We start from the raw sequence: 20,401 nt of genomic DNA, 5'->3' as shown, positions 1-20,401 counted from the left end.
GTTACTCCTGAGCAGTGGCCATGGCGCGGCGCTCATCGGCGTAATAGGGTTGATGCGCCAGAAGCCCGCCGTCCACGTTGATCACTTGACCGGTTACGAATGCCGCTTCGTCTGAGGCCAGATAGAGGGCTGCGCTGGCGATGTCTTCCACCGAACCCAGGCGTGGCGTCAGGTGATGTTCAAGCATCATTTGGCCTGCAGCGCCGGCATAGCCCTGCTCGGTGGCGGGGGTCACGATCAAGCCGGGTGAGATGGCATTGCAACGAATGCCTTCTTTGTCGTGCTGGGTCGCGATGTACCGAGTCAGGGCTTCGATCCCGGCCTTGGACACTGCGTAGGCGCTATACCCGAGTGCGCCGGCCTGGGCGGAGTCGGAACTGGTGTTAATGATCGAACCACTGCCCCCCTGGCGCATCGGCGCAATCGCCATCCGGCTGGCGAGCATGCAGCCGCGCAGGTTGATGCGCAGGGTGTCATCCCAGACCTGAGTGTCCATCTGCTCGACGGGAGAGTCCTTGAACTGGGACAAATGGGTCGCAGCCGCGTTGTTGAACAGCACGTCCAGACCGCCAAAGGTCTTGAGGGTAAAATCGATCATGGCGCGGATCGATGTTTCATCGCCCAAGTCTACGGTGACGGCAACCGCCCGCATCCCGTCCGCACACAGGCGCTCCGCTTCTCGGCGCGCCCCTTCGCCATTCAGGTCGGCCAACACCACCCGCGCGCCCTCTTGCGCAAAACGCCTGGCAGCACCCAGGCCGATGCCTGACGCCGCCCCCGTAACGATGGCGACTTTGCCTTGTAGTCGGTTCATTGATAGCACTCCTGAACGTTAAACCGCGGTATAGAGGCCGCCGTCGACCTGGATGATTTGTCCTGTCACATAACTCAGGTTGGGGTTGCACAAGGCCGTAATGGCACGCCCCACATCCTCCCGCTCACGGCCCATGTATCCCAACGGGAAGTTGGCGATGTACTGATCGCGCAGAACCGGATTCATGGCGAAAAAAGCCTCAGCCGCCGGGGTCAGTGCCGCAGGGGAAACCGCATTGACGGTAATGCCGAACGGGCCCCATTCCCGCGCCAGGGACTTGGTCAGGCCGCGAATGGCGCCCTTGCTGGCCGCATAACCCGGATTAAGCGCCGCGCCGTGCAAACCGAACGCCGAACACAGCAGAATCAGTCGGCCACACCCCGTGGCATGCAACGCATCGAACGCGGCGACGGCGCAGTTGTGGGCACCGACCAGATCCACCGCCAGTTGGCTATCCCAATCGTCATCTGCAAAATCCTCCAGGTTTTTCGGGTGGCCTGAGGCGCCATGAGTGGCGTTGTGCACCAGAATATCCAGGCCGCCAAAATGGCTGACGGCAGCGGTAACTGCCTGGCGCATGCCTTCCAGTGAGGTGACGTCGGTTTCGACGGCCAAAGCCTCGCCTCCCTCCTCGCGGATCAGTTGTGCCGTTTCTTCACCGGTACTGCCCCGGCGCGCGGCGATCACCACCCGGGCACCGACTTCAGCCATCGCCAGCGCGATGCCTCGGCCAAGCCCGCCTCCTGCACCGGTTACCAGCACGGTTTCACCGTCGAGCATGCGCGTCATTTGATTACTCATGGGACCATCCACAAACCACCGTCCACGGGAAGCGAAATCCCGGTCAATGCACTCGCACCGACCAGCATCGCGATCGATTCAGCCACCCCCTTGTCCAGCGTCGGGATGTAGCCCAAGGCAGGAGGCGGTGGCCCCATTTCCGGGCTTAAAGGGATGGGCACCTCCTGAAGCGATGGCACGAAGGTCACCGCGTCGACGCCCACCCAGTTCACACGGACACCTCTGCTGCCCCACTGCCTGGCGGCAGACTTCATCAGCGCACGCTGCCCTTCGCTGAAGGCGCAAAACGCGGTCAGGCCAGCGCTGCCAGTCAGTGAAAGATTTGCCCCCAGCAGCACCACACTGCCGGGCCGTCCGGCAAACAGCGCGAATGCCTCCTGCAAACATTGGCGCGCCAAACGCAACGGCGCCAGGCAAGCGCTTTGCCAATCCTCGAAAGACATTGAAGTGATGGGACGGGCAACCAGCGAGGCCGCCGGGGTCAAGGCCATAACAACGGCATCAACTTCGCCCAATTGCTGAACGGCCTGCCGCAGCGCCAATGCCAACCCAGATTGGGAGCTGAACTCGCTGTCGCACAACGCATTTAAGGTGCTCGCTTGCACTGCATCGGTGACCAGGCCAACGCTGGCGCCCTGTGCGATCAGCCCCTGTACCAGGCTGTCTGCGGCACCGAAGCCCATGGCGATGACAATAATTTTTTTATCCTTGGCGCATCGCAGCGCTCCGGACATTGGGTTGACGGTCATGCACACACTCCCGTTTTTGTTGTTTTTCGGAGTCGCGATCTTAAGGCTTGTAGGTATGACGGAGAGCTCTATATATTCATCTATGTAAACAGCGTTCATATTTGCTGTCAAGCCAAGGGTCTGTTGTGCACAACAGTGCCCACTCATAAAAATAATAATTGGAGGGAAACCGATGCAGTCCGCACAACGCCGCAACCGAATTGGGCTCTACACTGCACTGACGCTATTAAGCATCGTGTCCTCGGCAGGGATCACGGTGATCTACAGCATGCTGTCAGTGCTGTACCGGCACTTCCCGGACGCCTCCGCCATCGGTTGGGTGGTGACCATTTACTGGCTGGTATCGGCCATCGCCGCCGCGCTATGCGGGCGACTTGGCGACCTGATGGGCCGACGCAAAATAACGCTTTGGGTCTTGGGGTTGTGCATGGCCGGTGCGCTGATTGCGGCCTTGGCCGCAAGCCTTGAGTGGATGATCGTCGGTTGCGCCATACAGGGTCTGGCGAGTGCACTGACCCCGCTGGCCTTTGGCATTCTGCGCGAAAACCTGGACGCCAAATCCATACCGTTTGCAGTAGGTCTGTTGAGCGCGGTGGGAATGATCAGTGCTGGCGTGATCTATTTGTCGGCCGGCGTTGTCATTGATCACTACTCATGGCAGGGCGGCTTCTGGTTCAAACTGATACTCGCCTTGGCGGCGATGCTGGCCGTCTACCTCGCAGTGCATCACTCCGAGCCCAAGGCCGGACAACGAGTCTCTCTATTTTCCGGTCTATTGTTCGCGCCGGGTCTGGCTGCGTTGCTGGTGGTGGTGCAAAAGGGCGCTGCATGGGGCTGGGATGCCTATACCTGGGGCTTGTTGGCGGCTGGCGTGGGCGTTCTGCTGGTTTGGGGGCGCCAACAGTGGCAACAACCGGCACCCTTAATCGATTTGCGCCTATTGGCTAACCGACAAGTCATTCGCGCCAACCTCTGCATGGTTTGTATTGGCATGGGCTGCGTTCAGATCGGCCAAGTCATGTCGCTTTATTTGCAGCAACCTGGCGGCACGCTGGGCAGCTTTGGCTTGAGTGCCACGGGTGCTGGCCTTTCCATGTTGTGCATCAACCTGTTTTCACTCATTGGGGGACCGCTCAGTGGCCGTATTGCTGCCCGCAGAGGTGCTCGTTCTGCGGCCATCATTGGTCTGTCGATAGCCTCAGCGGCATGGGCCGCGATGTTGTTCTTGCATGCGACGCTAGCTGCCACGCTGGCGTGCGCAGTCCTCTCGACCATCGGATTCGCGTTCGCTCACCCAGCCGTCTACAACCTGATCATTGAAGCCACGCCTGCCGAACGGACCTCGGAAACCACAGGCGTCACCTATGTGTTCTTCGCCTGCGCCTTCGCCCTCGGCGCGCAAATGATTTTCACGCTGCTGGCATCCGACCACGCCCCCCCCATGGCCAATGCGCTGAGCTTACCGAGCGACCTGGCTTACATGCGGGTGTTTGGCTATGTGCTGGTAATGACACTGGCAGGGCTGGCGGTGGCGTTTACCTTGCCCAAGAGGCCGGCAAAGGAACAAGTGGAGCTTGCGTTGGCTGAATAGAGGAAGGGCCCGCGGCGCCATGCTTGGCGCCGCCGAGCCCCTTTAAAGCCATGCGCGCCAGGGCAAGTACCTCTGCGGGCAATCAATCGATACGAACCACTACCTTTCCAACGTGCTTGCGTTGTTTCAGATGGGTAAACGCTTCAGGGACTTGTTCAAAACTGAACACCCGGTCGATAACCGGCTTGAGTCGGTGCAAGGCAATGGCGCGATTCATCTGCTCGAACTGCTCGCGACTTCCGACGCCGATGGTATTGACGCTCAATCCTCGGTAGAAGAATCCCTCACTGAGTGCGGGGCTCCCGGATAACAACCCGACGACACTGATACGCCCGCCAATACGCGTCGATTGCACCGAACGCTCGATGGTTTCGCCACCACCGACTTCCACCGTAACGTCCACTCCCTCCCCTTCGGTGCAGTCCAGGACCTGCCGATGCCAATCCTCATGGACGCGATAATCGATCAGGTGGTCGGCGCCCAATAACCGTAAATGTTCAAGCCTCTCGGCGCTAGATGACAACGCGACGACCTCAGCCCCAAATAGCATGGCCAGTTGCAGCGCGAACACCGAAACCCCGCCACTGCCCTGCACCAACACGCGCTGTCCGGGGAGCAGCACACCTTGCGCGCAGAGCGCCGACCAGGCGGTGAGTGCGGCACAAGGCAAGGTGGCGGCCTCCTCGAAGGATAGATGCGCAGGCACCTTGACCAGCTCCTCTTCGGACACACAGGCATATTCAGACAAGGTGCCGTCCACAGCCCCCCCACGCCCTAGAATAGCCCGCCCCAGAGGCCTCTCACCGGCAATCCAGTGTGGATGAAACGTCAGCGCAACATGATCACCGACACACACCCGCTGCACCCCCTCACCTACCGCGACCACTTCTCCCGCGCCATCAGAGCAAGGCACGAGATCCGGTTTGCACAGCTGTTGGTATCCGCCAGCGAGGATGATGAGGTCACGAAAATTCAGCGAAGCGGCCCGCAGCCGCACCAGCACCTGACCCGGTGCCGGCGCTGGCGCCGCGTCGGTTTCACGAAGGCGTAAGCCATCGACTCCGCCATAGTGCGAAATGACATAGGAACGCATGGTTGCCTCCAGAAGCTTGATGGACGAACAGAATCAGACGGGTTGGCGTACGTTCAGCGGGCGCATCCAGGACACGTCGTCTTTCGACCGGGCGCTGGTGGCGTTACCCATCTGCAACTGTCGAAACACCTCTGGTATCTCGGCGGGAGTCAGTTCGTTGATGCTTTCCGTGACGCACACCCGTGCCGCAATGGCCCAATGTCCGTCACGCTTTTCGAAACGATCAACGTAGCGCCCCACCGCGACCGTGTCGGGCTTGGTGCGATTTTCACCGAAGAACAGCCAGTAGGTTTCGGCGTGTGCGGTATCACCCTCGATCTCGGCCGTGTGGTTAGTGATGATGTGATGGTGTGATATCTGGTATTCATTGTGGTAGGCGAAAGCCCAGTCGATGAAGGCTTCGCGCCCCCCGCAAAATGCACCATGATCGTCAGTGGCGTCCTCGTGATAAACCGTGCGCAGCAGGTCCCGGTCAAATCGGTCTACTGCCCGGCAATAACGGGTGACGCAGTCTGAAATGGCTTGGCGATCAAGCAACAGCCGAACATTGGCCAGCAGTTCTTCGGTGACGTTCATGAGCAAGACTTCCTTTTTTTATTATTGGGAGGCTCTCGGGTCTGCGGACAGCCCCGAGTGACAGTCGTCAACGTGTGGCGGCAAAGCGGGCCAGGTGGTAGTCGATATCGCCGAACTGCTTTTCCAGCAGGGTCATCAAGCGGAAATAATGGCCCACCTGATACTCCTCGGTCAGACCGATACCACCGTGCAACTGCACCCCCTGAGCACAGACGAACCGACCGGATTTGCTCGCGGCGGCTTTAGCGGCCGAGATAGCCTTTCGGCGCTCTGGCGGCGACTTCTCCAGGTACGCCATCCCCCGGAACAGTATCGACCGTGTATGGGTGGCTTCAACGAACATTTCGGACATCCGGTGTTGCAGGGCCTGAAACTTGCCAATGGGCTGGCCGAATTGCACGCGGGTCTTGATGTATTCAGCCGTCAAGTCCATGACACCGTGCATCACCCCCAGGATCTGTGCGACTACCGCCAGTGCCCCTCGATCATGCGCCTCCTCCAGCACCTTCTGACTGGCCGATGGCTCCAGCAATAAGGCAGATGCCGGTAACTGAACAGCGTCAAACCACACGTCGGCTGCCCGAGTACCATCGATCAACGTGTAATGATCGAGGGTGACGCCCGGCGCATTGCGGTCAATCACAAACACCGCTGGATCGCTGAAGTCGTCCAGGCTGGCGGTCACCAGCAGTTTGTCCGCCGAAGCGGCAGCCATAACCAGGGTTTTGAGGCCGCTGAGGGTGTAACCCTGGGCAGTTTTCACCGCAAACGTCTCGGCGCAGCAACCGACCGCAAACCGCGAGCCGTTTTCACTGTCGGCCAGGCTCAGCAACAAACGCCCTTCGATCAGCGCCGGGAGCAAGTCATGTCGATGGTGGTCGTTACCGGATTGGTCAATGATCCGCGCGCATAACACCGCGCTGGTGATATAAGGCTCAAGCACCATGCCACGCCCAAAGGACTCTAGAACAATAGCTGTTTCAGCGAATGAGCAGTCCAGGCCGCCCACGTCCTCCGGCAGGTTTAGGGCCAGCCAGCCAAGGTCGGCAAATTGCTGCCAATGTGCGCGACTGAAACCTTCGGCGCTCACGGCCTGGTGACGGCGCTCCTCAAATCCGTAAGCATCTTTGATATAACGCTCTACGCCATCGCGCAGCATCGTCTGCTCTTCAGATAGATTGAAATCCATGGTACGTCCTCAGAGTCCGAAGGCCAGCTTGGCGATAATGTTTTTCTGCACTTCGCGGGCTCCGCCATAAATGGTCGAGGCGCGCTGGAAAAAGTACATATTGCTGCGCCCTGGCACATAGGCAGGCCAGAGCTCGTCGGAGGCGGTCGGTTCATGGGCTTTGCGATTGGGTCCATGGTCGTAGAATCGCAGTGCCCGAGGTCCCAATGCGTCGACCTGCAGCTCGGTGACCTGCTGCTGCAATTCCGACCCCCGGACCTTCAGGGTCGAGACGACCGCATCGATGTTGTCGCGCAAGGTCTCCTTGCTCAAGATACGCAGCACCGACCACTCCAACCCAAGAATATCCACCTCAATCGCCGCGAGCCGGCGACTGAAGGCCGGTGTATCGATCAACGGAACCCCGTCAATTTTTTCGAGACGAGCGATGGCTTTGGCTTTCTCTAATTCACGCTTGTTGAAGTAGATGAAGGCACTGGATGTGCGTTCCTTTTCCAGCAGGTATTTGGCATAGGTCCACCCCATCCCCGGCTCACCGACCAAGTGTTCCTTGGGTACCCGCACATTCTCCAAAAACACTTCGGCGAGCCCGTCGCCACCATCAATGGAGATGATTGGCCGCACGGTGATGCCTGGACTTTTCATATCGATCAGCAGAAACGAAATACCACGCTGAGGCTTGACGGTCGCATCGGTGCGCACCAGGAAAAACCCCCAATCCGCAATCTTCGCGTCACTGGTCCAGATCTTCTGGCCATTAACAACGTAATGGGTGCCCGCCTCGTCCAGCTCGGCCCGTGTGCGCAGGCTGGCCAGGTCGGAACCGGCATTCGGTTCAGAGAAGCCCTGGCACCAGAACGTGTCGCCCGCCAACAAGGGGGGCAGAAATGTCTCTTGCTGCCAGGCATTACCAAAGGCGATCACCACCGGCGCCATCATGTGCGTGCCTTGCCAGCCGTAGTCCAGGCCGTCGGCATTCACCAGTTCCTCAAGAAAGATGTGCTTGCGCAGCGGCGACCAATCGGTACCGCCAAACGCCTCAGGCCAGTGCGGCGCGCCCCAACCACGGGCATGCAGGATTTTTTGCCACTGACGCAACACCTCACGGGGCGGCGGGTGGCAGCCCTCAAAACTATAACGCGCGACCTCGGAGCCTACGTTTTCCTTGAAGAACTGCCGGACTTCCTGGCGAAACGCTTCATCTTCGGGGCTGAATTCGAAATGCATGGTCTGACCTCTGTCGGGTAAAACGTCCAGGACGTCGGGCCTATTGCCCTTGGAATTCGGGTTTGCGTTTGTCGCGAAAAGCTTGACGGCCTTCTGACGCGTCGGCGGAATTGACCGCCAACGCCACGGCATTCAACTCAAGCGCCAGGTACGCCTCGAAATTTCCGGACGTTGCGCGAAACAGTTGTTTGGTCAACCCAATGGAGAAGGTCGGCGCCTCGGCCAGTTCTTGGGCGAGTGCTTGTGCGGTCACCATCAATTGATCGTCCGTCACCACCTTGCTCGCCAGACCGATATCAAAGGCCTCACGTCCACTGAGTGTGCGGTTCAGGTACATGATTTCCTTGGCCCGAAACTCACCGCAATGGCGTGCCAACAGGTGCAGCATGCCGCCCTCCGGCACAGTGGCCCGGGCCAGAAACGCCGGAATAAACTTGGTGGTTTCCGAGGCAACCAGTTGATCGGCGCACATCGCGAACGACCAGGCAATGCCCACCGTCGCGCCACGAACCGCCGCGACCACGGGTTTATTCAGGTTGTAGAGTTTCAGTGCCACTTGCTGATAAGGCACCAACGAGCGCCGAGCATGGCTGACGCTCATGCGCACCGGGGCCGAGCCCGAACCCTTGACGTCAGCACCCGCGCAGAATGCGCGACCGGCCCCGGTAAAAATCAAGGCCCGTATTTGCGGGTCGCTTTCCACGCGGTCCAGGTGCTCGATAATCAATTCCAGCATCTGTGGCGTCAGTGCGTTCAGGCTGTCCGGGCGATTCAGGATAAGCGTTGCTACCGAACCGTTGACTGTCAGTTCAACATCCATTAATGCGCTCTCCAATTCACTCTTCGCCACGGGCGTAGAGCTTGATCATTCCGTCACCGAACGGTTCGTCGCGGCGTTTGAGGGCATCTTTCAAGCCCAGGTTCTGCATGTCTTCCTTGAACTGGGTGCGACGGGGGCCCTGGCATTGATGGGCTCGGGAGTCGTTCTCCACCGCCAGCCGTTGCAAGGTTTTCGAGCCTGACAACTCAAGCGCCAAGTTGACGATGCGTTTGTTGGCCGACAGAAGATCGGCGTCGACGAACGATAAACGCCGTGCCAACTCATCGACCGCCTCGTCAAGCTGCTCGGGCGGCACAGCATCCAGCACCAGACCCAGCTTGGCGGCATCACGCCCCCATAGTGAGTCACCCGTCAGCAGCATGCGTTTGGCCCACTGCGGCCCCAGGTGGTAGAACCACATATGCGCCGGCGGCGACCCATTGGCCCGGGTAGCCGGAAAACCGATCCTGGCATTGTCGGCAGCCAATACCATGTCACAGGCCAGCGCCAGGTCAGTCCCTCCGGCCAAACAATTGCCATGCACCCGAGCGATGATCGGTTTGTGGATCTCGGCGAACAGGTTGATGGTTTCGTTCTGCCGCTCCATCGACCAGCAATCGTCATCGAAGTTTTTCTGCGTACCGCGATAATCCGTCGGGTTGACTTCAGCAAGGTCGCCATAGGTGGTGACCAGGTCATAACCCGCGCAAAAGTCCTTGCCCGCGCCCTGGAGCACAATGACGTTGACCGATTTGAGGTCATCCGCTTCAAGCAGCGCCTGTTTCAATTCACGTAACAGCACGTTGTTAATGGCGTTGCGTTTTTCCGGTCGGTTGAGCGTGATCCGAGCAACGCGATCAGCCACTTCAAAGGTCACGCATTCACTCGATTGCAGCCACTTAGCCATGTGTAGTTCTCCGCTCAATGCGTTTAGACGCTGCGTTGACGCTCACGCAGAACGACTTTATTGATCTTGCCCGTGGCCATACGCGGCAGCTCATCAATGAACTCCACGGTTTTTGGGCACTTGTAACTGGCGAGCACCGCCTTGCAATGTGCGATCAGCTCTTGTTCGCCGAGGCCTGCGCCGGGACTCAAGACCACGAGAGCTTTTACCGACTCACCCCAGCGCGGATCGGCCACGCCAATGACGGCGGACTCGACCACCAGCGGGTGCAGTTCCAGCGCGACTTCAACTTCACGGCTGTAAATATTTTCGCCACCCGAAATGATCATGTCTTTCTTGCGATCAACCAGGAACACATAGCCTTGCGCGTCCTGATAACCCATGTCGCCGGTGTGATACCAACCGTTGCGCAAGGCCTCGACAGTCGCGACCGAATTGTTCCAGTAGCCGCTCAGTTGTGTGTCGGAGCGCAGCAGCACTTCGCCGGGCGTGCCTACAGGGCAATCCTGACTCTGCTCGTCGACGATTCTCAGCTCGATACCTGGACATGCATGGCCGACCGACTCCAGTCGGTGAAGTTGTTCCGGCGTGCCCTCGGCGACCACTTCATGGCGTTGCATGACACAGGCATTGCTTTCAGTCATGCCGTACTGGATAGAGAAGATTGGTCCCAGAAGGTCCATCGCCCGTTTGAGCAGCGGTACAGGAATCGGCGCAGCAGCCGTGACCACATGTTCAAGCGAGCGCAGGTTGAAATCGGCGACACCCGGTAGATCCAGCAACGCTTGCAACATCGCAGCGACCATGAAGGTGAAGGTCACGCCCTCCTCCTGGACGGCCAGCACCACTGCGCGAGGGTCAAACCCTTGTTGGACAATGGTCGTCCCACCCAGCCATGCAGCCGCATTGACGAATCCGATACCGCCGATATGGAACGCCGGCGTGGTTTGCAGCACCCGCGTTGAACCTTTGAATTCGGTCATCAAGGCACAGCTGTCTGCCGTGACGCACATCGCATGATGAGTGCGGACCACACCTTTGGGTCGACCTGTCGTTCCGCTGGTGTACATCAAATAGGCGTAATCTTCGGGGTTGGAGCGGACGGGCGGGCCTTGCACCAAGCCTTGGTCCATCGCACTTTCAAAGGACTGCGCCCACGCAGGCCCATCCCCAATACAAATGAAATGCTCGATGCCCGGCAAATCCAGTCTCAGCTCTCCCACCACCTCGGTGTATTGGGCTTCAAACACCAGCGCCTTGGGTGAGGCATCCTGCAGGATGTAGAGGATTTCCCGTGGCGCCAGGCGAAAGTTCACCGTCGAGGCAATGAAGCCCGCCCATTCGCAAGCACGATACGTTTCAAAGTACTCAAGATTGTTCATCGACAGAATGGCCACCCGATCCTGTCGCCGCAGCCCGTGGTTATACAGATGACTGGACAGGCGCTTGGCACGTTCCGCGAGCTGGTGGTTAGTGATCCTGCGAGAAGCCGAAATGAAGGCTTCCTTATCAGGAAAATACCGAGCATTCCGCTCGATCATCTCACCCAGTGTTTTCATCGAAATCCCGTCTTTATTATGTTGTTGAACGGTTCGAAACGCCGCAACGGGAGACAGTCTCTTTTAGTCGAGTGTTTCCGGTCGGTACAGGTATTGATAGCGTGCCGTGTTCAGGACTCCAGTGCAGCGACGTCAGCGAGTAATTGAGCCAGTTTTGCCGTAAAGCGCGCGGCATCGGCACCATTGATGACCCGATGGTCATAGCTCAACGAAAGCGGCAACGTAAGCCGCCAATCGATGGCGTCATTGGCGCCCCGTCGAGGCTTATCGTCGGCGCGAGTCACGCCCAAGATGGCGACTTCCGGTGCATTGACAATCGGGGTGAATGAGGTGCCCCCGAAGCTTCCCAGTGAACTGATGGTGAAACAGCCACCCGACATTTGCGCCATGCTCAGGCCCTTGTCCCGTGCCTGGGTGGAGATGCTGTGCAGCTCGGCCGCAATCTGCGCGAGGCTTTTCTTGTCGCAATCACGCAGTACCGGGACCAATAAACCGAAGCGCGTATCGACCGCCACGCCGATATGAAAATACTTCTTCAACACCAGATTTTTACCACTGCCGTCCAGTGATGCATTGAACTGCGGAAACGCCTTGAGCGCGGCAACGACGGCCTTGATCAGGTAGGGCAGCAAGGTCAGTTTGATCGCTTCGCCGGCCGCATTACGCGCCTTGCGTTGCAACTCCAGAGCCGTGATGTCGGCCTCGTCGTTGTGGGTCACATGCGGAATCATCACCCAGTTACGCGACATGTATTGCGCGGTCAGCTTTTGCACCCGCGATAGCGGCTTGCTCTCGACTTCACCAAACTCGCTGAAGTCAACCTGAGGCCAAAGCGGTAAATCACTGCCAAAGGCTGCGGGCTTCGGGACATCTATCACTGTTTCAGCGCTCATCAGTCTCCCCCTTGCGTGCCGATAACGGCTTAAACGATCTCCGCCAGCACGGCGCCGACTTCGTAGACTTCGCCTACCTGGGCCAGAATTTTCAGCGTACCGCTGGCCGGTGCCTCGATTTCCTGAACTGACTTGTCGCTTTCAAGCGCGTACAGCGCTTGCCCTTCAGTGACCGTTGCACCGTCGTCAATCAGCCACTCACTGATGGTCCCTTCATTCATCGAGAAACCCAGCTTGGGCATAAGTACTTGTGTCGTCATCGCAATGTATTCCTTCGGTTGATCACTTCAGCGTGGCGCGAATCGCCGCCTCGATTTGGTCCAGACCCGGGACATAGGCGTCTTCGAGCGGTTTGGAGAACGGCACGGGCGAGAAATGCGAGCCCACACGTTGCACGGGCGCCTTGAGTTGAGCAAACAGTGATTCGTAGATGCGCGAGGCAATCTCGGCACCGACCCCGAAAGGCTTTACTGCCTCGTGCACGATCACCGCGCGGCCCGTCTTGGCCACCGAGGCCAGAATGGTGTCGGTGTCCATCGGCGCGATGGTGCGCAAATCAATCAGCTCGACCGAGATACCTTCCTTGGCCAGTTTATGAACCACAGCGCTGGCTTCGAGTACACGACGGCTGTAGGTGATCAGCGTCACGTCCTTGCCTTCGCACAGAATATTGGCCTTGCCCAGCGGGATTTTTTTGCCGCGCTCAGGGGCCGCGCCGGGCGCCCAGTACGTCGGCATGTTTTCAATGAACAACACGGGATCATCGTCCTCGATGGCCGAGAGCATCAGCCCGTACGCATCCGCAGGGCTGGAAGGAGCCACTACCTTGATACCGGCGGTATGAGCGAACCAGGCTTCCAGATAATCAGCGTGTTGGCCGCCCGTACCAAAACCCGCACCGGTCATGGTTCGAATAACCATCGGTACATGGGTCTGGCCACCGGACATGAAGCGCAGTTTGGCCGCATGGTTGACGATCATGTCCATGGCCACGGTGGTGAAGTTCATCAGCATGATTTCGGCCACCGGCCGCATGCCGACAATCGCCGCGCCAATCGCCGCACCAATGATTGCCTGCTCGGAAATAGGCGTCGAGCGCACCCGGGAGTCGCCATATTTGGTCGACAAACCACGGGTGACGCCCACGATGCCGCCCTCCTCTTTATCGCCGACGTCTTCGCCGAGAATAATCACGTTCTCGTCCGCAGCCATGGCGTCATCCAGAGCCAGGTTGACGGCTTGGATCGTATTGAGCTTGGTCTCTACTTTATGGTTCATGCGCTCACCTGATCCTTGTAGATATCGCGATCAAGTTCGGCGAGATCCGGATATGGGCTGGAAAGTGTGAATTCGACGGCCTCATCGATATCGCGCTCGATGCTGGCTTCAAGGGCGGCCAGTTGGTCTTCGCTGGCGTTGCCGGTCGAGATCAACCAAGTGCGAAACAGCGGCACCGGGTCTTTGGCGATCCAGGCGTCCTTTTCACCCTTATCCATGTACGCATCCACATCGCCGAACACGTGACCATGAAAACGGAAGGTCTTGGCTTCGATCAGTGTTGGGCCAGCGCCATTGCGAGCGCGTTCAATGGCGTCCTTGGCGGTGTTGTACATGGCAATCGGGTCATTGCCGTCGACCGTGATACCGGGCATGCCATACCCGGCAGCCCGCATCGAAATGTTCGCCACCGACGTGCTGTAGGCGTATTTGGTGTGTTCGCCATAACCGTTGTTTTGGCACACGAACACCACCGGCAGCTTCCAGACCGACGCCAGGTTCAACGATTCGTGGAACGCGCCGATGTTGCTGGCGCCATCACCGAAGTAGGCAATCGCCACACGTTTCTCGCCGCGAATCTGCGCCGCCAGGGCCAGGCCGTTGGCAATCGGCATGGAACTGCCGACGATGCCCGTGGTGACCATCACGCCTGTGGCCGGGTGTGTCACGTGCATCGGGCCGCCCTTGCCTTTGCAAGTACCGGTGGCACGGCCACCGAACTCCGCCCACAGCTCTTTGAGCGGAATGCCCTTGGCGATCATGTCATGTACGCCACGGTAGATCGTGCAGATGTAATCGTCGTTGGTCAGATTCGCCGACACCGCTGACGGAATGACTTCCTGTCCACGAGGCGAGTAGTACGGCATGACTAACTGGCCGGACTTGATCACGGCACGAAAGCGCTCGTCGTTCTGTTTGATACGGGTCATGCGTTGGTAGATATCGACCAGCGTGCTGCTGTCTGGAAGTGTGCCTGCCATGAGGTGAATCTCCGTTAAAGCCGTCACGAATGGATTCGAGGGGTTACCAGATCTTTTCCACACCGGCCGAGTGCTGCGCGGCGATGTAGGCGAAAATGAACGAGGCCGCAATGCTGGTGCCCGCACCTGGATAGCACCGCCCGGTGACACCGGCCGTCGAGTTGCCGGTGGCATAGAGTCCTTCGAGGGGGCTGCCGTCCTCTTTAAGGACTCGGGCATACTCGTCGGTGACCAAACCACCGGCGGTGCCCACGTCGCCCGGGTACATACGCACGGCGTAAAACGGCCCTTCTTCAATGCTGCCCATGTTTGGATTCGGCTTGACAGTCGGGTCGCCGTGGCAGCGGTCGAAAGCGCGGGAACCGCGACCGAAATCCTCATCGACTCCGCTTTGGCAGAAGCCGTTGAAGCGCGCCACCGTCGCAGCCAATCCCTCGCGATCAATGCTGCATTTGCGCGCCAGCTCGTCGAGGCTGTCGGCCTTGATCATGTACCCGCTGTCCAGCCACTGCTGGGGGATCTGCCCAGGCATAGCAGTGCCCCAGGGATAGAACTTGCGCTGACGACTGTCCATGACGACCCACGCTGGCACAGCCTTGCCGGTCTCGGCCTGACGTTTGTACATGCGCTGACCGATTTCCATATAGGCACCCGCTTCATCACAGAAACGCTGGCCGTCCTGATCGACCATGATCGAGTACGGCAGCGACAAATCCAGGTGATGCATGAAAGGCAACGGCTTGCCTTCCGGCGTCAGCGCGCCTTCTGGGAAGCTTTCGTTGGGTCCCAGGGACGTCACGACCCACCAGGATTCGTCCATGCAATCCACGGCAGCACCCAGCTTCATCGCGGCCTGAATAATCTCGCCGGTGTCGCCCAGGTTGGCATTGGTCCAGTCGGCCGACGACGGCTGTGGCTGGTACTGCTTGCGCATGGCTGCATTACGCGAGAAGCCACCCACATTGATCAGCACACCCTCACGCGCTTGAATGCGAACGGGTTTACCCTCACGCTGCGCCAGCACGCCGACGACACGACCGTCTTCGACGACAAGATCAGTGACCGGGGTTTCGGTCCAGATCGGCAATTTGTTCCTCAAGGCGATTTGTAACATGCGCCCTTGAATCGCAGCCCCGCCGCCGAGCAACTCCTGTTTCAGCAACTTCTGTTTGAGGATGCGCAGGCCCAGTTTCATCGCCATGCGTTTACCGGCCCAGGTGCGCTTCATCAGAAACAACGTCGGGTATTCGTTGGTCGTGGCTGGAATACCGGCTCCGCGGTAGCGCGAGAGCTTCTGGGTCCATGGTCCCAATTCATTGATATTGAATAGCTTGGCGATCAACGAGCGACCGCGAGGTTCGCCGCCTGGAAGCTCGTCGTAATAGTCTGACCAACCATCGGCGTACTCGAACGCCATGCCTTTACGCTCAAGGAAATCGACCATGATCGGACCCGTCTTGAGGAACGCCTCACGGCGGATCGGCGACGTCGACGGGCCGTCATAGGTGACCGTGCTGTCCATGTATTGCCGAGCGCGCTCATAGGAATCCTGGACGCCGTGCCGTTTCATCACGGGATTGTTGGGTACCCACCACACGCCCCCGGAATACCCGGTCGAACCGCCGACCTTGTCTTGCTTCTCGATGATCAGGGCTTTCTTGCCCAGTTGCTGCGCCATGAGCGCAGCGCACATCGAGCCGCCGCCACTGCCAATGATCACCAGGTCATAACTCTCCTGCCAATCGCTCATCGAGTGGTCTCCTTGCCATTGATGTACTCGGAGAGCTCGCGATGGAAGTTGGAGATAGCAGTTTCCTGCAGCGGGTTGGTGCGCGCACCGGCAAAACCACGGGACTTCATGCCTTGCTGCACTTGCCCCATGTTCATGAAATCCTGGCTGAGGATCACGCCAAAGTTTTCCGCCGTGTCGACTTTCCAGTCATCCACGCCGTGATAAAACTCACGGTTGAGTTTGGGCTCCTTGCCCGGCGCATAACGTTTGAGCGACCAGATATCAAAGAGGCACGAGTCCGGGTTATCGCCGTCCGGGCGGGAGCGGTAGAACAATGCGCCATCCGGGTACAGCAGGAACACCAGGTTTGGAAATACGTGCCAATCCGTGCCAGCGCGCCCCATTTGCTCGAAGGAAATGTCCGGCCAACCGGCACCATCGGCAATGGCCGCTTCCCGCTGAAACTCCATGGCTTTGGAAAGCACCAGAAACTGGTCCTGAGTCGGCTCAAGCTCCGTCATCAGGCGCTTGGTGGCCTCGTTGTCACGGTCAGTAAAGATGGCCTTCAACTGATCTTCCATCAGTTGGTAAAACTTGACCATGCCCGGGCGAATGTCTTCTGGAATCGGCTTGCCCGTACGCGAGGAAGGTGTCCCCGGCATACGGACTGCAGTCGAATAGCCGAACATGCCATGCTTGCCGAAGGCGAAGCTGCGGGTCACGTCGTCACCCTGGGTATCGAGGATCTGCGGGTGCGTGGCAGCCACGTGGTAGCCCTCGCTGAATGCTTCCTGGGCGACTTTCCAGTTGCACGGCAGCTTCACCGACTTGTACCAGCGGTAGCGCATTTTCTCGAATTCGTAGCAATCGGTGATTTCCGGGACCGGCGCCAGGTACTGGGCCAACGGCTCAGCCTGCGGGTCCATATTGATAAACACGAAGCCGCCCCAGGTGTCGACCAGCACCTCCTTGAGTGCAAGGTCTTCCCTGTTCATGCTGGGACAGCCGGCCCAATCGCTCTCGTCAAGAATGCGCAGCACGCTGCCATCCAGGTTCCATTGCCAGCCGTGGTAGTTGCAGTGGAACTTGGTGGCATGGCCGCAGCCCGTGGTCAAACGCCGGCCCCGGTGCTGGCACACGTTGTAGTACGCCTTGATTTTGTCGCCGGTCAAACGAGTGATGATGATTGAGTCACCGATGACATCAAAGGTCACGTAATCGCCGACATTAGGGATTTCCTCAAGCCGGCAGGCGACTTGCCAGACTTTCGGCCACATCCGTTCGTTTTCAAGTTGCAGGAACTTGGGAGAGATGTACCCGTCACGCGGGACGAAGTCTTCTCGAATCGGCTGAGGAGCCGCTTCATGAACAGTCATCAGAAATCCTCCGGTATCTGGCAGCGCACTGCCTTTTATTGTTTTCGGTACAGGACTATCTATTTGAACCACATCGAACTGTGCAGACACCTTTAATGAACGATGTTCAAAAATATAAACGGCAAGTAAATGGGTGTCAATGTACTTCGCTAGCTAATCATTGGCGCATTCGCCTGGCTTGGTACCCTCAGCTGGACGCCGTGCGATAGCGCTCGCGCAGAACCACCTTATTCACCTTTCCACTCGGCAGCCTCGGCAGTTCGTCTACCCAGTCGACACTCGCAGGCTTCTTGTAACGGGCGATACGGGTGGTACAGAACTCGATCAATTCAGCTTCGGTGACAGACATGCCGGGGGTGCGTACAGCCACCGCCTTCACCGCCTCTCCCCATTTCTCATGGGCGACACCAATGACCGCGACGTCGGCCACGCCAGGATGATGCATCAGGGCCTGCTCAACCTCCTGGCAGTAGATGTTCTCGCCACCGGAAATAATCATGTCTTTCTTGCGATCCACCAGGAACAGGAAGCCAGCTTCATCTATCCACGCCATATCACCGGTGCGCAGCCAACCGTCACGCAACGTCTCGATGGTGGCTACGCTGTTGTTCCAGTAATACGCCATGTTGGCAGGCGAACGGATCCAAATTTCACCCGGCGTACCGCAGGCGCAGTCCTGGTCCTGCTCATCAACCACGCGGATGTCGCAATAGGTCATGGCCTGGCCGATCGAGCCCAGGCGACGCACCTCTTCGGCACTGCCTTCGAGCTTGTGCAGATGGCGCGGCAACACGGTCCCGCTGGTTTCGGTCATGCCCCAGGAGTTGACGAATATTTGTCCGAGCAGCTCGACGCCACGCTTGAGCACAGCCACCGGCATGGGGGCTGCGGCGTAGAGGATGGTTTCCAGACTCGACAGGTCGAAATCACCGATGTTCGGCAAGTCGAGAACTTGCTGAACGATGGTGGGCGCCATATGGACTGTTTCGATACGCTCGCGCTCGATGGTACGCAGCACTTCCTCGGGCTCGAACTTGCGATGCAGGACCACACAGCCGGCATGCCAGAACTCCGACAGCATCATCGAGATACCACCGGCGTGAAACATGGGCATCATCACCAGCATGCGGCCGTTGGTGCGGATATCCATGGTTGCGGACTGGTTCTGAGCCAGCGCAAGGTCGCCCTGTTGCGAACGTGCCGCGCCTTTGGGCCGGCCCGTGGTGCCGCTGGTGTATATCAGATGGACGATATCCTCCGGCAGCGCGCGCAGCCCTGGACCCGCCGGATCCCCCGTGGCCAGGCTCAGCTCGTAGGGTTGTGCCCAGGTAGGGCATTCGCCGATGCACAGGTAGTGCTCAATGGCGGGCAAACCGGGGCGCAACGAATTAACCAATTCAGCGTACTGCGCTTCGAAGATCAACACCGACGGTGCGCTGTCGCTCAGGATGTACTGCAGCTCTGGGGCCGCCAGTCGAAAGTTGACCGTGGCACAAATAAACCCGGTCATCTGGCAGGCGGCAAACACATCAAAATACTCGTTACAGTTCATCGCCAGGACCGCCACGCGATCCTGATGCCGCATGCCCATGCGATGCAGGCTCGACGCCAGGCGCAAAGCGCGCTCCAGCAACTGGCCATAGGCGATACGACGATCCTGATACACCACGGCTTCCTGCTCGGGAAACAGGCGAGCGTTGCGCTCCAGCAGTTCTGCAAGCGTCTTCAAAATAGCTCCCCCAACATGAGCATCCGTTTCACCCTCAGGTCACGCACGTTGGCAAACATAGGAAACCTGCCTTTTATAGTTATGAGTCAAGAGTCTGCTATACCATCGGCGTTTGGCAACACACCGCAGCCGCTTTCCAGGCACAAGCGTTTGAAACTAACCGAGTGCTTCGGCCAGTTCGGGTACTGCCTCGAACAAATCCGCCACCAGCCCGTAATCCGCGACCTGAAAAATGGGTGCGTCAGGGTCTTTGTTGATAGCAACGATGACCTTGGAATCCTTCATACCCGCCAGATGCTGAATGGCGCCTGAAATACCCACAGCAATATAAAGTTCAGGGGCCACGATCTTGCCGGTCTGCCCAACCTGATAGTCGTTGGGCATGAAACCTGCGTCCACGGCCGCGCGCGAGGCACCGACCGCGCCTCCCAAGTTGTCGGCCAGGTTTTCCAGGAGTTTGAAATTGTCCGCGCTGCCCATACCGCGACCACCGGAAACTACGATAGAAGCAGCCGTCAGGTCCGGGCGATCCGAGCGGGTCAGTTGCTGACTGATAAAACGCGACAACGCAAAGGTCGCCACCACCGGAATTTCTTCGATAACGGCCTGCCCACCCGTCAAGGCGGGATCAAACCCCGTGGTGCGAATGGTCACCACGGTGATCGGGTCGCAGGTCTGGACAGTGGCCAGGGCGTTACCGGCATAAATCGGTTGAACGAAGGTGTCGCTCGCCACGACCGCCATTACATCCGACACCTGGGAGCTATCGAGCAGAGCCGCGACACGCGGCATAAAGCTTTTGCCTACCGCGCTGGCCGCCGTGACGATGTGACTGTAGTCACGCGCGCGCTCAAGCACCTGGGTCGCAAGGTTTTCCGCCTGTGCATAGGCGTGCTCGATACCATCGGCGTGCAACACGCGACTCACACCGACGATGCCCGCAGCCTCTTTGGCTGGGCCTGAACATTGGTGTCCGGCGACCAGCACGTGTACGTCGCTGCCCATCTGCAAGGCCGCTGTCACCGTATTGAACGTCGCGCTCTTGAGCGAACGGTTGTCGTGTTCCGCAATTACCAGGACAGCCATA

Annotated in this window: 19 protein-coding genes; 1 reads left to right on the top strand and 18 read right to left on the bottom strand. The window is 58.7% G+C overall.

Features of this window, described 5'->3' with window-relative positions; translation table 11 throughout:
- Position 1 precedes the first annotated feature (1 nt).
- The 3 genes from FBY10_RS28945 to FBY10_RS28935 are packed head-to-tail and all read right to left on the bottom strand — an operon-like array spanning position 2 to position 2,463.
- Complete coding sequence (locus FBY10_RS28945) at positions 2 to 814, bottom strand: SDR family NAD(P)-dependent oxidoreductase (protein WP_145338598.1); 813 nt, start codon at positions 812 to 814, stop codon at positions 2 to 4.
- Between the two features lie 18 nt (positions 815 to 832).
- A complete protein-coding gene (locus FBY10_RS28940) occupies positions 833 to 1,615 on the bottom strand; it encodes an SDR family NAD(P)-dependent oxidoreductase (RefSeq protein ID WP_145338597.1) in 783 nt (260 codons plus the stop codon).
- Complete coding sequence (locus tag FBY10_RS28935) at positions 1,612 to 2,463, bottom strand: SDR family oxidoreductase (RefSeq protein ID WP_178116809.1); 852 nt, start codon at positions 2,461 to 2,463, stop codon at positions 1,612 to 1,614. Before FBY10_RS28935 ends, FBY10_RS28940 begins: the two co-directional genes overlap by 4 nt.
- 73 nt (positions 2,464 to 2,536) lie before the next feature.
- Here FBY10_RS28935 and FBY10_RS28930 point away from each other — a divergent pair, with 73 nt between their 5' ends.
- The gene (locus FBY10_RS28930) at positions 2,537 to 3,955 is read left to right on the top strand and encodes an MFS transporter (RefSeq protein ID WP_145338595.1); all 1,419 of its coding nucleotides are present in this window, start codon (positions 2,537 to 2,539) and stop codon (positions 3,953 to 3,955) included.
- Positions 3,956 to 4,037: 82 nt separating this feature from the next.
- On the opposite strand, the gene FBY10_RS28925 is transcribed toward FBY10_RS28930, so the two are convergent.
- The 15 genes from FBY10_RS28925 to FBY10_RS28855 form a co-directional block, all read right to left on the bottom strand.
- Positions 4,038 to 5,048, bottom strand: a complete 1,011-nt coding sequence (locus FBY10_RS28925) for an NAD(P)-dependent alcohol dehydrogenase (protein WP_145338594.1) — start codon at positions 5,046 to 5,048, stop codon at positions 4,038 to 4,040.
- Between the two features lie 33 nt (positions 5,049 to 5,081).
- Positions 5,082 to 5,624, bottom strand: a complete 543-nt coding sequence (locus FBY10_RS28920; protein WP_145338593.1) for a nuclear transport factor 2 family protein — start codon at positions 5,622 to 5,624, stop codon at positions 5,082 to 5,084.
- 67 nt (positions 5,625 to 5,691) lie between these two features.
- Positions 5,692 to 6,813: an acyl-CoA dehydrogenase family protein gene (locus tag FBY10_RS28915; protein ID WP_145338592.1), complete on the bottom strand. Its 1,122-nt coding sequence runs from the start codon at positions 6,811 to 6,813 to the stop codon at positions 5,692 to 5,694.
- Between the two features lie 9 nt (positions 6,814 to 6,822).
- Positions 6,823 to 8,040: an acyl-CoA dehydrogenase family protein gene (locus FBY10_RS28910; RefSeq protein WP_145338591.1), complete on the bottom strand. Its 1,218-nt coding sequence runs from the start codon at positions 8,038 to 8,040 to the stop codon at positions 6,823 to 6,825.
- A 40-nt stretch (positions 8,041 to 8,080) separates the two neighbouring features.
- A complete protein-coding gene (locus tag FBY10_RS28905; RefSeq protein WP_145338590.1) occupies positions 8,081 to 8,860 on the bottom strand; it encodes an enoyl-CoA hydratase/isomerase family protein in 780 nt (259 codons plus the stop codon).
- A gap of 16 nt (positions 8,861 to 8,876) precedes the next feature.
- Entirely contained in the window at positions 8,877 to 9,767 is an 891-nt protein-coding gene (locus FBY10_RS28900; protein WP_145338589.1) for a crotonase/enoyl-CoA hydratase family protein, read from the bottom strand.
- A 23-nt stretch (positions 9,768 to 9,790) separates the two neighbouring features.
- Positions 9,791 to 11,326: a class I adenylate-forming enzyme family protein gene (locus FBY10_RS28895; RefSeq protein ID WP_145338588.1), complete on the bottom strand. Its 1,536-nt coding sequence runs from the start codon at positions 11,324 to 11,326 to the stop codon at positions 9,791 to 9,793.
- Positions 11,327 to 11,436: 110 nt separating this feature from the next.
- The gene (locus FBY10_RS28890) at positions 11,437 to 12,219 is read right to left on the bottom strand and encodes a 2-oxo acid dehydrogenase subunit E2 (protein ID WP_145338587.1); all 783 of its coding nucleotides are present in this window, start codon (positions 12,217 to 12,219) and stop codon (positions 11,437 to 11,439) included.
- A gap of 29 nt (positions 12,220 to 12,248) precedes the next feature.
- A complete protein-coding gene (locus FBY10_RS28885; protein ID WP_053136215.1) occupies positions 12,249 to 12,479 on the bottom strand; it encodes a biotin/lipoyl-containing protein in 231 nt (76 codons plus the stop codon).
- A gap of 22 nt (positions 12,480 to 12,501) precedes the next feature.
- On the bottom strand, positions 12,502 to 13,497 hold the full coding sequence (locus tag FBY10_RS28880) for an alpha-ketoacid dehydrogenase subunit beta (protein ID WP_145338586.1): 996 nt from the start codon (positions 13,495 to 13,497) through the stop codon (positions 12,502 to 12,504).
- The gene (locus FBY10_RS28875; protein WP_145338585.1) at positions 13,494 to 14,477 is read right to left on the bottom strand and encodes a thiamine pyrophosphate-dependent dehydrogenase E1 component subunit alpha; all 984 of its coding nucleotides are present in this window, start codon (positions 14,475 to 14,477) and stop codon (positions 13,494 to 13,496) included. The genes FBY10_RS28880 and FBY10_RS28875 overlap by 4 nt, the downstream gene beginning before the upstream one ends.
- 43 nt (positions 14,478 to 14,520) lie before the next feature.
- Entirely contained in the window at positions 14,521 to 16,227 is a 1,707-nt protein-coding gene (locus tag FBY10_RS28870) for an FAD-binding protein (protein ID WP_145338584.1), read from the bottom strand.
- Positions 16,224 to 17,585, bottom strand: a complete 1,362-nt coding sequence (locus FBY10_RS28865) for an SRPBCC family protein (RefSeq protein WP_145338583.1) — start codon at positions 17,583 to 17,585, stop codon at positions 16,224 to 16,226. The genes FBY10_RS28870 and FBY10_RS28865 overlap by 4 nt, the downstream gene beginning before the upstream one ends.
- A 187-nt stretch (positions 17,586 to 17,772) precedes the next feature.
- Positions 17,773 to 19,314 (bottom strand): class I adenylate-forming enzyme family protein, encoded by a 1,542-nt coding sequence (locus FBY10_RS28860; protein ID WP_145338582.1) that lies wholly within the window; start codon positions 19,312 to 19,314, stop codon positions 17,773 to 17,775.
- A 156-nt stretch (positions 19,315 to 19,470) separates the two neighbouring features.
- Positions 19,471 to 20,400 carry an electron transfer flavoprotein subunit alpha/FixB family protein gene (locus FBY10_RS28855; protein ID WP_145338581.1) on the bottom strand — a complete coding sequence of 310 codons (930 nt, stop codon included), beginning with the start codon at positions 20,398 to 20,400 and terminating at the stop codon, positions 19,471 to 19,473.
- Position 20,401: the final 1 nt, after the last annotated feature.

This window comes from Pseudomonas sp. SJZ103, from assembly GCF_007828335.1.
Classification (GTDB): domain Bacteria; phylum Pseudomonadota; class Gammaproteobacteria; order Pseudomonadales; family Pseudomonadaceae; genus Aquipseudomonas.
This window is presented reverse-complemented; position numbering and strand designations above follow the sequence as displayed.